This window comes from Sphingobacterium sp. UBA5670, assembly GCF_002420705.1.
Taxonomy (GTDB): Bacteria; Bacteroidota; Bacteroidia; order Sphingobacteriales; family Sphingobacteriaceae; genus Sphingobacterium.
The window spans coordinates 79,359-94,141 of sequence record NZ_DIIM01000016.1 but is presented as its reverse complement, the minus strand read 5'-3'; the positions used below and the strand labels follow the sequence as shown (position 1 = coordinate 94,141).

The 14,783-nt window shown below is 41.0% G+C and carries 9 protein-coding genes; 2 read left to right on the top strand and 7 right to left on the bottom strand.

Features of this window, described 5'->3' with window-relative positions; translation table 11 throughout:
- Position 1: 1 nt before the first annotated feature.
- The 7 genes from B3C94_RS13300 to B3C94_RS13270 all read right to left on the bottom strand — a co-directional run bounded on the left by B3C94_RS13300 (position 2) and on the right by B3C94_RS13270 (position 11,721).
- Positions 2-1,219, bottom strand: coding sequence for an AGE family epimerase/isomerase (locus B3C94_RS13300; protein ID WP_293904409.1), 1,218 nt, complete (start codon positions 1,217-1,219; stop codon positions 2-4).
- Positions 1,220-1,252: 33 nt separating this feature from the next.
- Positions 1,253-3,340, bottom strand: coding sequence for a GDSL-type esterase/lipase family protein (locus B3C94_RS13295; protein WP_293904407.1), 2,088 nt, complete (start codon positions 3,338-3,340; stop codon positions 1,253-1,255).
- 51 nt (positions 3,341-3,391) lie between these two features.
- The gene (locus B3C94_RS13290) at positions 3,392-4,627 is read right to left on the bottom strand and encodes an MFS transporter (RefSeq protein ID WP_293904405.1); all 1,236 of its coding nucleotides are present in this window, start codon (positions 4,625-4,627) and stop codon (positions 3,392-3,394) included.
- A 49-nt stretch (positions 4,628-4,676) separates the two neighbouring features.
- Positions 4,677-5,816 (bottom strand): hypothetical protein, encoded by a 1,140-nt coding sequence (locus B3C94_RS13285; RefSeq protein ID WP_293904403.1) that lies wholly within the window; start codon positions 5,814-5,816, stop codon positions 4,677-4,679.
- A gap of 89 nt (positions 5,817-5,905) precedes the next feature.
- Positions 5,906-6,826 (bottom strand): dihydrodipicolinate synthase family protein, encoded by a 921-nt coding sequence (locus B3C94_RS13280; RefSeq protein ID WP_293904401.1) that lies wholly within the window; start codon positions 6,824-6,826, stop codon positions 5,906-5,908.
- Between the two features lie 41 nt (positions 6,827-6,867).
- Positions 6,868-8,403: a SusD family outer membrane lipoprotein NanU gene (gene nanU, locus B3C94_RS13275; RefSeq protein ID WP_293904399.1), complete on the bottom strand. Its 1,536-nt coding sequence runs from the start codon at positions 8,401-8,403 to the stop codon at positions 6,868-6,870.
- 18 nt (positions 8,404-8,421) lie between these two features.
- Positions 8,422-11,721: a SusC/RagA family TonB-linked outer membrane protein gene (locus B3C94_RS13270; protein WP_293904397.1), complete on the bottom strand. Its 3,300-nt coding sequence runs from the start codon at positions 11,719-11,721 to the stop codon at positions 8,422-8,424.
- A gap of 149 nt (positions 11,722-11,870) precedes the next feature.
- On the opposite strand from B3C94_RS13270, the gene B3C94_RS13265 reads away from it, so the two are divergent.
- Both B3C94_RS13265 and B3C94_RS13260 read left to right on the top strand, forming a co-directional pair.
- A complete protein-coding gene (locus tag B3C94_RS13265; RefSeq protein WP_293904395.1) occupies positions 11,871-12,599 on the top strand; it encodes a FadR/GntR family transcriptional regulator in 729 nt (242 codons plus the stop codon).
- Positions 12,600-12,905: 306 nt separating this feature from the next.
- Positions 12,906-14,438: a sulfatase family protein gene (locus B3C94_RS13260; protein WP_293904393.1), complete on the top strand. Its 1,533-nt coding sequence runs from the start codon at positions 12,906-12,908 to the stop codon at positions 14,436-14,438.
- Positions 14,439-14,783: the final 345 nt, after the last annotated feature.

The window sequence follows — 14,783 nt, the reverse complement described above, 5'->3', positions numbered from 1 at the left end:
TTTACTTAATCGAGTTAAATTCCTTCAATATTTGCATACAATACCACTCTTGGCGAGGGAGGTGAAAAGGACCTTTAAATAAATTTCCCTTAGCCGTTTGCGCAATCTTTCCGTCACGATGGAGGTAACCATACCATTCACCATTGAGTTTATCGTGGAAATGGTCATAGGCATATTGATTGATCTGTTGATGCCAGCTTTTATATTTTTCATTGCCGGTCACCATATAAGCGAGCAATGTTGCTATAATTGTTTCATTTTGTGGCCACCAGAATTTCATATCTTGCCAGTATTCTTGTACAGGTTTTCCGTATACATCTCTAAAGTATAGCATACCACCATATTCTTTGTCCCAGCCACGTTCCCACATATAATCCAGCATACGGCAGCCTAGACCAATCAAATGCGGATCATGGTCTCGGTATCTAGCTTCATGGAGGATAAACCAAGCTCCTTCGATGGCATGCCCGGGATTGAGAGTACGACCGTCAATATGATCGACAATTTCACCATTAGGCCCTACTTGTTCCATCACACAACGGATATCATCTTTAACAAAGTCTCGTTCAATCTGTGCAATACAATCGCTGATAACGATATCACAGCGCGGATCGCCAATCGTTTCGCGAATCTGTTGCGCGGTATTGATCATGATCATCGGTACACCGATTCCCTTCATGGGTCTCATCGCTTCATACTTTGGTTCAATCAGCCTTTCTCCATTTGCATATGCGAGACAAATTCCAAAAAGATGACGAGCTTCATCTGCAATACCTTCATCTCCAATAGCTTTAGCATAAGCTGCAAAAGCGATGGTGGCAAATGTTTCCGAAAAGAAATAGCGGCGCATGCGAATAGGATTCCCCAGACGATCGACGTGAAAATACATTTTCCCATTTTCGTCAAAGCAATGTTTTTTCAAAAATTCATAACCTACCCGGGCCCCTTCTAACCATTCTTCTTTCTGTTCTACAGTTGTGTAAAGGGTGGACAGCAGCCAGCAAGCACGTCCCTGAATCCATACGGCTTTATCTGTATCAATTAAAGTACCATCGTGGTCACGCATGAATAGGTACCCACCACATTCATGGTCAATCGATCTTGGAAACCAAAATGGTACAGTATCTTTTAAAAGCTGATCACTATAAAAAACTTCCATCTCCTTCAAGTAATCAGTGTCTATTATTTTTGCAGTATCTTTTATGCTTATTTGTTTCATCTTTTCTAATTTTTATAGCAATTCATTTTGTGTTTATTTAATCGTCAAATCGAAAGTGGACACCGGTGTTCCGATTTCATTTTGAAGATTTGCCCTGCTAAAAGGTTCATAACCATACAGAATTCTCGTTACTTCGCCATTTGGCTTATTGATTTCGACAGTATTGTCAGAAAGGATATTTGCCCGTACATTAAAAATCCTTCCCTTATTGTCCACCAGCTGAAAGCCTTTCACAGTTGTATTCCCATTGGTTTTTAATTTTGTACAATGATCAAATGTCAATAGCAGCCGATCATCGTAAACCCGATATTGAATAGGGTTTGGATGATCCGCATTTAATACCGCCCCATACAGATGCTGACTTGCTAGATTTGCCAAACGCTGTCCTACCAAGATCTTTTCTCTGGGATGCACATCCAAAGAATCGCCCACATCGAGTGTCACTGCCATGTAGATACCTGAGATCTGTTTCTCCAGTAAACGTTGAGAGTTTCTAAAATTCCCCCAGGATGGTCTATCTAGACTTGTTAACTGAACAAAGAAGAAGGGCAGATCCTGATGAAAACTTTTGCGCCAGGAAGAAACCAATGTTTTGAAAAGACGCTCGTGAAGTTCAATATTATGCGCATTGCTTTCACCTTGATACCAGAGTATGCCTTTCAACCCTGTGCCCAACCACTTGCTGACCCCCGCTTCAAAATTATAGGCAGGCTGATAAGGATGGCGTTGATTTTTCAGGTTTGAATGGACCAAATTTTGACTGGCGCGCGCTCGGCAGAAATCCTGCAGGAAATCTGATTTTTGCCAGCTATGGATATACGAAGCCAGCAAATCATCGTTTTCCAGGGATTTCCGGTCGATCCAGGATTCCGTATTGGATCCTCCAACGGACAGATCGATAATACCGATAGGAATATGTTGTTCTTCGGTGAGTTTTTCCGCAAATGAATAGGCTACCGCTGAGAACTGTGCTGCTTCATCCGCTGTTGCTTGACTCCAGTTGCCATGGAAATACGTAAGGTCATTCACCTTTTTTAATGTAGTAGAATCCCAAGCCACGGCATCGGTTTCCACTAGATTTCCACTTTTAAAAAGCCGTAGATTCTTTCGCAAAGATGCATTTTTGATCAGCGACTCACTTTTTAAAGCACGAAGAAGCGGAAAAGCCATATTCGATTGGCCGGAAGCCAGGTAAACATCGCCAAAAAGAATATTTTTCAATTCGATGTTCTTTCCACCCGAGCTCACCTTTATTTCATAAGGTCCTCCTGCCCCCATTTTAGGAAGCTTTATCTCCCAAAAGCCATTCTGATTTACATGGGTTTTATAGCTCTTCCGATTAAATATAACTTTGATCTCGGCAGCTGCAGTCCCCTTACCATAGATACGATTTTCCCAGTTACGCTGAAGCACCATATTTGAACCAATCGTTTCGGCCAGCTGCAAATCCTGCTTACTTGGGGTCAATACATGAGCTATTTGTGCTGCAATCAATGCAGCTCCTTGCTTATTTGGATGTAAATAGTCGTCAAAAAGATCTATTCGAGCATGGAGCGGGTTATTGAGGTCGATCAGTCCGACCTGATTATTCTTTGCAATCTGAGGAATCAACATCTGAATCTGGTCATACCAATCTCGCGTACCAGATAGAAACCGGGAATGACCGCTAAAAATAGGAGTCAACCGACAGATGTAAATTTGTACGCTGGGATTAACAGATCGTATGGAATCAATCAGCGTCGCGAAATCTGATGCAAAGGAGTTCTTATAATTCGGCCAATTTCTCGGATCGGTATCATTGAGACCCAGATGTATAATGGCAACATCAGGTTTGAAATCCAATGCTTTCCGATATTCTTCCGTTTTATAATAAGGTCTATGCCCCTCACGTAAAAGCGTAGCCCCTGAATGGCCAAAATTCCTCACTTCAGACCGTTGGCCCAGCAATGCTTGAAGCTGGCTCGGATAAGAATCCTCCACAGGATTGCCAAGCCCATAACCAAAGGTTACTGAGTTACCTATGCAAGCTATTTTAATTCGCCCCTGTCCCAGGGAGACAGAGATCGAGATAATCAAACATAAAAGCAAAGCTCCTTTTTTTGAAATATAGATAGGCATCATGCGATTAAGGATTTCATATTCATGATCTATTAATTCAGGATATAGCTGCGATTACTTTTCCATTGTTTTCGGTTTAAGAAATAGGAGTTGCAACAACAGTGCTAGCAGTACCGCTGCCCCCAACAATGCAAAACCTAACCCAAAATGGCCTTCATCCTTAAATTTCCCCAACCATTGTGTGATCATAGCTCCAGCAAACACCCCCACCATATTCATAAAGCCATAAGCGGTTGCCCGCAAATTTTTGGGAACAACCTGACAAAGAATAGGCATATTGTTGGCATCAAATATGCCAAAACCAATTCCAAAACAGACTGCCGCTCCCACAACAGCAGGTAAGGTCTGGCCTAATCCCAAAAACAATAAAGCAGGTATGGTCAGTCCAAGGCCAATTGCGCTGGTATAAATACGTCCACGGATATGCTTCTGTGCCCAACGGTCACTCAGTATTCCGCCGGCTATAACCCCAATAAAAGATGAGATAGCGATTGTAATCGTAGATAATGGGCCTGCGTTGGCCATTGGGATATTCAGGCTGTCAGCGAACAAGGTTGGAAGCCAATTTTTGATGGCCCAGCCCGGTAAGCTTGGAGCCGCGAAATAAAACAATAGAATCCAGAATGCAACATTGGAAAATAACAGCAATAAGCTTTTGGAAAGAGGTAATTGGCTTTCCGAAGTGCTTTCTTCATCTGAAGACGTATGTTTTTTCTCCATCAATAAGATCGCGAGCAGCAATGCATAACATATTCCGACAATTCCAAACCAATGAAAAGCGGTATGCCATCCTTTTGATGCCGCCAATGTTGCTCCAAAGCCACCTAAGGCTTGACCTGTATAGAGCCCCGTCATATGTAGTCCAATAGCCAGCGATCGATTTTTTCCGGTATGGTAATCGGCGATCAAGGAAAGGGCAGTCGGGATATACAGTGCTTCACTAAATCCCATAATTGCCCGCAATACCAATAGTGTTGAATAATCATGCGCCATCCCCATACCATAAGTAACTGCTGACCACACAAATAGACTACCCACGATCAGCCATTTTCTATTGCTTCTATCAGCGACAATACCAGCGATGGGACTCATAATGCCATATATGTAGAGAAAAACAGCCATCAATACACCAAAAGTTTCGGCACTTTGCAATTGCGGAATATCGACCTCCATCGCATCACGCATGGTCGACAGCATCTGCCGATCCATATAATTCAACAGGGCTACCCCCCAAAGAAGGGCTACAACGAGCCATGGGTAAAAAGATTTATGTCGTAAAGAAGCGATCATTTCAAGCTTTATCAGGTTTATATGAGTTTTATATCTTATTTTTTCAATCCTATTTCTTTGAAAATGTTGCTACTAAAATCTCAGGAGTACGAACGCCAGCCTTAATTTCACCACTGGGCAAAATGATCATGTCATCCCAGACCACAGCTGCTGTAGTAACCGGACCATTCGATGGCAGATCCGCCATCCGGTTCCATTTTTTCAGTTTCAAATCATAACGCCATATTGCTCTACCGAAACCGGGATGATTGATTTGCAATCTGTTTTTAGCATCAATGAGTTTCTGCCTCTTCGAGGGATTCGCTTCCTTTTTAGCGTCAAAGATCAGCGCTTCTACCTGATGGAAGGTATTGCCCCGATCAGCACTCAATAACCATATCCCTTGGTCTGGTAATACACAGGCAGTTCCTGCTGCCGCGAAAAAAGGAATGTCAGTCCGTTTGGACCAAGTACTTCCATTATCGGTTGAGCACCATAGTTCATGGTATAATGTTGAAGGGCTCTCTGGATGAGCCTTTCTTCCGCCAAGCAGATAAAGGCCATTCTGACTATCAGACAACAATTGCAAATGGGAGACCGCATAGGGTAATTTTCCCACACAGCCCCATCCTTTTTCAAGATGTGCTAAATCTAATTGAAACACTTGGTCCGATACCGCATCTTGCATTTCACCTCCAGCAACTAGGAGTTTATTCCCATGAACTACCGCTCCCATATTGGCAAGTGGAACTGGGAGATTCGGATAGTCGGACACTGTAATTTTCTTGGTTGAGCTATCATATTTAATCAATCTACAGGCAGCTGTTTTACCATCAGGAGTCTCTCCTCCTATAACCAGCAATCCATCGGGTAAGCTCAGGCTAGCAGCATATGCAACCGCCACAGAAAGACTATCCTGCGCTGCTAAGCGTAGTCCCGCTCCCTCTTTTCTATAAATAAATACTTCTTTTTGGATCTCTTTCGTTCCGCCTTCCCAGGGTGGTAAATGTGGGAAATTCGCTCCACCGGCAATCAGGAGACAATCACCCGTGACACCAGCTATTGGTCCTGCCAGACCAATATGCTTCTTTCCATCTTGCATAGCTGGCAATGTAATGCCTTTATGCCATTCCAATCGACCAACCTGTGCATGAACAGCACCTGTAAACAGTATTCCCACAATAATTCCCATCCAATGTTGTTTTGTCATATCTATTTATTCTTGAACATACGGTCTATTCTGTAATCTTCATCCTGTCATAGGAACATACGATGTTTATACCGAGATGGAGATCCATATCACTGTGCACAAAACGTCTGAAAACCAAGTTTGTTCACATCGTTCTTAAAGAGCTCAAATTGCTCTGTCGACATATTTTTCACAGGTAGCCTAAATTCACCGCAATCTAGACCAATCAATTTCATATAAGCTTTTCCTACTGAGATACCACCATATTTCCCAAGCAATGTGATCATATCGATGGATTGCTGCTGCAAAACGTTTGCCTTTTCAACATCCCCTTTGTCATAAGCATCGATAAGCTCAAGGTATAAAGGTGCGGCATAGTTATAGGTACTTCCAACAGCACCTTTGTTGCCCAACACTAAGGCAGACAACATATTCTCATCCCTTCCCCATAACATGTCGTACTTGCGATCTGCATAATTCATACAGCTTAGAAAATCCATAAAATCTTCATGCGTATATTTGATTCCTTTAAAATTGGGTATCACTCCATCAATCTTCTTCAACAAGTCGATCATCTGGAAATTCCCGCCGGTCAATACTGGGATATGATAATAGTAGAAAGCCGTATTCGGTGCCGCACGTGCAATTTCGACACAACATTTTGCCAGCTGATCTACGTTGGCGGGTTTAAAATAAGATGGTGACGTAAATGACAAGACATCTACCCCTTCATGCTCAGCCAGCCTAGCCAATTGTTGACATTCTTTGATATTCGTCCCGCCCAGAAGCATCATGAGTGTAAATGCATCATCCTCTTTTGTTAATCTAGCCCAAGCTGTCATCACCGCAACTTTTTCCTCAAAAGTCAACGATACACCTTCTCCGGTAGAGCCACAGATAAAGGCACCCGTTACACGGTTGCGCTTTAACATCGCATAGTATTGCGGAATCAGCTCAAGATTCAATTCTCCGTTTTCATCGAAAGGAGTAAATGGCGCTGCAATTAATCCTGAGATTTTTTGGTTTAGCATATGATATTTATAATTAATATGATCTTATTTTTAAAGAGTAACTAAAACGAAGCGTAACCTTTTGTTTGCACAAGCAGACGGTTATTGGTCAGCGCGTCTCTATTAATTGGCCATAAAAGGCGAAATGATTCTACTACTGGTAATGAAGTATACTTATAAACAAAGCTATCACCCATTCTTCTCAAATCATACCAATATTTCCCTTCACCAATAAATTCCAATTTGCGTTCTTTTAAAATTGCCGCCATAGGATCGCTATCTATTTTCTGATTTGGAAAGCCAAGAATACCTTCGTTATAGTTACTGCCAAAAGCCCTCGCCCTAACCAAATTTATTTCCTCTTTGGGACTTTCCCCAAGTATCACTTTAGCTTCGGCTAGCAGCAAAAGTAAATCTGCATAGCGATAAACCGGAAAATCATTCGTAAACGCTCTAGAGCCTGCATTTTGTTCACCTTGATATTTTTTCAAGAAACAGCCGGCCATATTAAATTTTCCTGTAGCATCTTTTGAATAGGCTGCTTGAATGGATGTATTCTTACGTTGATCCAAATCGTTGTAATCTCGATACGAACGGATACGTGTCGGTGCGCGTAATATTCCGCCATAATTTTCAGCGGTTACGGTGAATTTTCTGTTGGAAAGCGAATCATAATAATTGGCGATAAGCCCCGATTGCGGAACAAAATCGGATATAAAACCTAAGGTCGCTTCATTTAATTGATGACGCGCCACAAAAATCATTTCACTGTTACCACGATTGGTTGAAGAAAACAGGTTGGAAAAATCTGATTGCAGTGACAGTGTGAGATTTGATTTTATTTCTGATAACGCATTTTTAGCTGTTAGTGCAGCATCTTTCCCCCCGCTTCTATGTGCATTCCAAAGATTCACTTCTGCTTTAAGCATTAATGTCGCCGCTTTCGACCAATACGATTTAGTATTCTTCACGGAATAATCCGTTCCAAAAGACGTCAAAGAGCTTTCTAGATCTGAAGCAACAAGCCCTAAAACATCCGAAGCTGGCGAGGCCGCTTTGGCAAGGTTGGTAATATCAATATTTCCAACAGGTTCTGTTTGCAAAACAACATCTCCCCAAGAGCGATACAACTGAAAATAGTAGAAGGCACGCATTCCATAAGCAATTCCTAAATAGTAACCCTTATTTTGTGCTGTTACAATGTCAGTCGTATTGAGTTTGCTGATCAGCAAATTTATTTGATTGATATTCTCGTAAAAAGCACCGAAATTGCTCACTCCCGGATTATCGAGATCCAAATTATGATTCCACATTCTTTCCAGCCCCTGCGGAGCCTCACCTGTAAAAGATGACGTCGTTCCGGGATCATTACCAAAGACCTCACCCTGATATTCCCCTAGAAGCACAAACGCCCGCTCATGGTTCCGAAATCTTGCGTGCAGACCACTAACAAAAGAGTCAAACTGATCGGCTGTCTTCCAATAATTTCCGTCACTAATTGTACTTACCGGATTTAATTCCAGATTTTTATTGCAGGAACTTAATAGGCTTAATCCCATTACCGCTGCCAAGCTCAAGGTTTTTATATTGATTTTCATCGTTTTCAATTGTTAAGATTAAAAGGATAGCTGAACACCTAGAACATAAGATCTCGGTGTGGGATAAGTGCCTAAATATATACCTGTAACCAAATTATTCACGTCTACCGGTGGCTCAGGCGATGGCCCCGAGAATTTTGTGATGTAAAAAAGATTAGATCCGGTAAAATAAATCCGTGCATGCGAAAATACCCGCGATTTTTCGAGCAATGATTTGGGCATGTCATACGAAAGAGTCAGCTCACGTAGGGCCAAATAATCGCCTTTTTCATAAAATCTCGAATTGTTGCTATTCAACACTGCATTGGCATTGTTTCCACGCGTATAATTCTGTTTGGATCCACCTACCTGATCTGCAAAATAGACCTTAGGAATATCAGTTATGGTATTGGTGGGTGACCACGCCTGCTTCTGCAAGTCAATATAATTGAAGGTACCCTGATAATTACCTAATGTTCGTGCGACCAAATCATTGTATATCTTGTGTCCCAGCGCAAACTCCCAATTTGAAAAAAGACTCAGGTTCTTATAGCTTAAATTCGTTGTAAAACCGCCTGTCCATTTGGGGTTGATATTACCAATATAAACTTGATCACGCGAATCGATCATATCATTACCATCGACATCGAGCCAATTGACATCTCCGGGCGTAATTCTTCCATTTTTTCCTACAGGAAGATTTGGCCCGGTAATGCCGGCAATATTATCCGTACGATTTCCTGCAACAGCCATTACTTCAGCATCATCTTTAAATATTGACACCTGTTTGAAAGCATATATATCGCCCAATGATTGGCCTTCTTGATACCCCCCGACCCATTTGATCTGTCCGGAAACCGGATCAAATACTTGCAATCCACCTTGACGATTGTTTTCATTACCATTATTCGGTAACTCCAATATCTTATTTTTCACAAACGCGGCATTGGCTCCGATATTCAAATTAATACCATCAGGATTGCTAAGTACGCGCGTTTGAAGACCAAACTCTAACCCTTTGTTTTGTAGGGTTCCTAAATTGGTATTTATGGATGAGAAACCGATATAACTAGGCAAAGTCAGATCTGTTAAAAGATTTTTGGTTTTTCTATTATAGTAATCAAATAGCAAGGTCACGCGGTCATGCCATAATCCCAGATCCAAACCTATACCAGTCGTTTTGCTCGTTTCCCAAACCAAATTTCCATTGACAGGTTGTGTATTGAGATAACCAGCAGTTCCATTATAGTTCGTTTGCAAGGAATAAGTTCCCTGGACTTCATATCTTCCTAATCCGTTTATATTTCCATTTTCTCCATAACTCAGTCTAGGCTTCAAAGTTGAAATATACTCCGCTAATTTGGTATTCTTAAAAAATACTTCTTGATGAACATTCCAGCCTGCAGAAAGACCTGGAAAAAAGCCCCAACGATGACCATCTGCCAAACTCGATACACCATCCAAACGGTACACAGCATTTAACAGATATTTTCCATCATAATCGTAAGCCAAACGTCCCATGGAAGAAATAATTCGATATTCAGATTTTGAGGATGTATTATTCCCCGCTACGAAAACAGTCGATGCATTAACGGTTGGTATATCGTCTGTAGGCGCATTTTTTCCGTACACCTGCATATAGTCTGTTTTCGTGTTAAAATATTCCGCTCCCAGCATAGCGTTCAGATTATGCTTCTCTCCGAATGTTTTGGTATAATTTAAAATACCGTTGAATTGTGTCTGAAAATCACGTCCTATATTACGGTAAGCATCACGTGAGGTACTCCCTATAGTTTCGGGGTTAGAAAACACATTGGCATAGGTCTGGGTGGATTTTTGAAAAAATTCATTCAATACCTCTTTCATATAGGCATTTCCAGAGACTTTGAAATATAGACCAGGAATAATATCCCATTTTAGGGAACCATTTACCACTATGCGATTCGTTTCATTATTTCTCTCCATACGGCTCAACCAATATAATGGATTCCCATCATTGATGCCGTTGCCTGGATTGGGTCTCGTCTTCGCCTCATCAACCCAGGGATTAAATGTTGGCCAAATAGCCAAATTCCGATATAATGCACTTACTTCAGATCCGCCAACCCCATATTGAGAAGCAGTTGACAAATTGACCGAAGTTACTACCTCCAGATTCGGTTTCAGTTTATATGAACCATTTAGATCGGCAGTATATCGTTTATAATTCGAACCCACGATGATTCCATTCTCATTATACGCATCAAATGCAGCGAAATATTTTCCTCGGTCATTACCGCCGGATACATTCACATAATGATCCTTCGTATACGTATTTCGAAATAGGATATCCTCAACTTCACCCGAATGATCTTTATAAATTATCTGTCCTCCATAAGGGTCGTCAACCAGCTGCCAGCCTTTCGCTAGCAATGGTTCTAAATCTGATGTATATCTACGAATGTCAAAGGAAGATAAATTAGCATTGTCAGTCAACAATCCCAATCCCCTGGAGCCATTAGCTGTCTCTATTGTTTTCCCAGCATTTAAGTACCCCAAACGCGTATAGTAGATATAATCCCCGGCATTCATGTAACGATACCCTTCTCTACGTTGATTAAATCCAGCCGTAAATTTATAGGAAATGTTTGATACACCTGATTTACCTGTTTTGGTTGTAATTAAAACTACGCCATTATTTGCACGAGCTCCATAGATTGCCGTTACAGATGCGTCTTTTAGAAGTTCTATGGATTCTATATTATCTGAACTCACATCATTCATTTCGCGAATGACGCCGTCTATGACCACCAGTGGAGGGCTCGAACTTTTAATTGATGCACCACCGCGTAATTTTAACATCGGGGCTGCACCAGGCGTACCCGATTTGTTTACGACCTGTAATCCAGGTACGGTTCCCTGTAATGCTGTAGCAACATTAGAACGGGGTGTATTTTGTAAAACAGTTTTGTCCACTTTTGCGATAGAACCGGTTACACTTCTCCTGTTTTGTGTTCCATAACCTACCACAACAACCTCATCCATTTGTTCAACCTTGGATTCAAGCTTAATATCCAATTGATTTAATTGCCCAACTTTTACCTCGTATGGTCTATACCCCGTAGACGTGATCACTAAAATAGTATTGGGATTGGTACTGATCGAGAACGTTCCATCAGTACTTGACTGCAGAGATTGATTGGATCCTTTGACCTTTATAGTCACATTTCCAAGCAGTTCCCCTGTTTTTGCATCGGTAATTTTCCCCCGTACCGCATGGTCCTGCGCCTGAGCCAAGAGCAAATTGCCCGTTAATATAGACAAGGTAAGCAGGGTTCGTAATTTTAGGTTTGAATACATATTGGTTTGTATTAAGTATTACATATATACAAATATATAAATTACAAAATGTAAAAAACAAATTTAGATCAAATTATGTATAACATATTAATGACTTTTATTAATTATCTTTGTCTTAACGCGCCCAATGCGCTGTATGGAATATATATATGGAACCGAATTCTTCGCTAATAGAACATCTCAATACAATTGATACGTCTTCACTGGTAGATCGTGCAGAAAAAGAAATCATCAATCTTTTTGTCAATCAAGGCTTAAAAGTTGGTGATGCTTTACCCAAGGAAATTGAATTGGCTGAAACCCTTGGCGTAAGCCGTACAGTTGTTCGAGAAGCGATGCTGCGGTTGCGTATGGTCGGATTGATCGAATCCAAAAAACATCGTGGGGCAGTTTTGACAAGTCCTGATCTCATAAAGCCGCTACGCAAATCACTTTTTCCAACCATCATGGAAAATAAGACCCTACAGGATCTTTTTGAGATGCGCATGGTGCTGGAAGTTGGTATGGCCGATATCCTCTTTGAACATATACAAGAAAAAGATATTGAGGAGCTGGAAGCGATTGTTGCAAAGGAACCGATACAAGCAGATAATACAATTTTTGATATTGAAACTGAAATTGCCTTTCACGGTAAACTTTATGAAATCACGGGTAATACGATCCTTAAAGATTTCCAGAACATGTTGTTGCCTGTTTTTCAATATGTACATAGCAGCGGTCTGCTGACCAGCCCCAGCCCGTCAAAAAGCTTCATCTCACACCGGGGATTAGTCGACATATTGAAAGTGGGCAATGCTGAAGTATTCCGAAATGCGATGCGCAAACATCTTGATAATCATTACCAGCGGCTCTTTTTGTATAAAAAGTCTGTTAGGTAAAAAGCAGCATAGACACATAAAAAAGCCCAATATGCTATTGGGCTTTTTCTTTTAACCGTCTGATTCTAGATGTCTTTATCCCAGATTGAGCCAGGGGTATTTTTTTCGCCTTCCGAATACAGTCCCACTATTAATCCCTTGAAATGAATATAATCAGATTATAAAAGTCATTCAATAGCATAAATATTTTATGTAATACATAATAATCCTTATCTTAGTCGATCATTATAGCCTTTTAAACTTTGCCGGATCAAATAGCGTATAGTTAAAAACAAGGCATACTATTCAATTTAAACCGACAACATAATGAAACTAAGAATCTTTCTATTTTCCCTATTAACACCACTACTCTATAAACATACTTGCGCACAAAAAAGGCCCAATATTGTCATTATTATTTCCGATGATCATGCTTATCAAACAATTGGGGCCTATGGTTCTCCCTACGGAAAAACTCCTCAGATAGATCGCATCGCAGCTCAGGGTGCTCTATTCAAAAATGCCTTTGTCAACAATTCCATCTGCGGGCCATCACGAGCCACCCTTTTGACGGGTAAGTACAGCCATAAAAATGGATTCAAAGACAATGAAACCTCTGAATTCGACTTTAATCAGGATATTTTTGTAAAACAGCTACAAAAGGTAGGCTACAATACCGCGTGGGTCGGCAAAATTCACTTGGGAGACAAACTGCAAGGATTTAATTACTATGATATTCTAGTTGGACAAGGAACCTATTTTAATCCGGACTTTATCAGCAAACAAGGTCGCAGGCGTGCAGAGGGATATGTTTCTGATATCGTAACCGAAAAGGCCATCGATTGGCTCGATACAGTAGATACCAATAAACCTTTTTGTCTAGTCATCGGCCACAAGGCTACGCACCGTACGTGGATGCCAGATCCAAAGGATTTCGGCACCTACGACACCGTAAACTTCGCCTTGCCTGCTACTTTCTACGACAACTACCAAAGTAGACCAGCTGCCGCATTACAGGAAATGTCCATCGACAGGGACATGGAAATGGGCTACGATCTCAAAATGTTCAATTCCCTGGAAGACATGGTGGCCGACGGTAACTTCAAGCGGATGAACCAAGCTCAAAAAGATAGCTACGTCGCTTATTATCGTCCCATTTATGAACGACTAAAGCAGGGCAACTTAACCGGAAAGCAACTCGCCGAGTGGAAATTCAAACGATACATGATTGATTATCTCAACACTGCCCAATCAATGGACCGAAATATCGGGAAGGTATTGGATTACTTAGATCAAAAATCCCTCACAGAAAATACGATTGTAATCTATCTTTCAGATCAGGGCTTTTATATGGGTGAACATGGCTGGTTCGACAAGCGCTGGATGTATGAGGAATCCTTTCGCACGCCAATGCTCATGCAGTACCCAACTTTATTACGTGCAAACTCCAGCATTGATGCTAAAATTGTCAATGCCGATATCGCTCCCACTTTATTGGAGTTAGCTTCTATCAAAAAACCGAAAGATATGCAGGGAGAATCCTTTGTTCATGTGCTGAAAAATAACAAAGAAGAGCATAGAGAAAATCTTTTCTATCATTATTTTGAGAATGGTGAACATGCGGTGAGTCCCCATTTTGGTGTTCGCGACGACCGTTACAAATTGATCCGTTATTATAAACGTATCGAAAACTGGGAACTCTTTGATCTTCAAAAAGACCCCAACGAGCTCCACAACGTATACAATGACCCTAGCTACCAAGCCGTTGTCAAATCCATGAAAAAGAAACTTGTCAAGCAAATGCGCCAATTTGACGACATAGAAGCAGAAGCAATTTACAAAATCAACATCGACCATTAATATCCTGAGGGTATCCGATCTATTGGATGCCCTCTCAAACTTCTTTTCCTCCTTCGATCTATTCTGCCAAGGGCAATGAATTCATTGTAATATGATTATCATTCGGAGAAATACGCTTAAAAAATTCAATAAATAAAATTCAATAAATAAAATTCGCAATCGATTGTCTGAATCAGAATACGCAAAATTATTGGGGCAGTCAAGGCAATAGAACATATTTTGGGAATTCACTTACACTGAAACAATACTTTATGCTGGGTTATATTCATAAATTTAATATTGTAAAAACAAAGAAGTAGCTAATTTAAGATCCGAACCGTGTCTACAAGATATATTCTCGGGGAT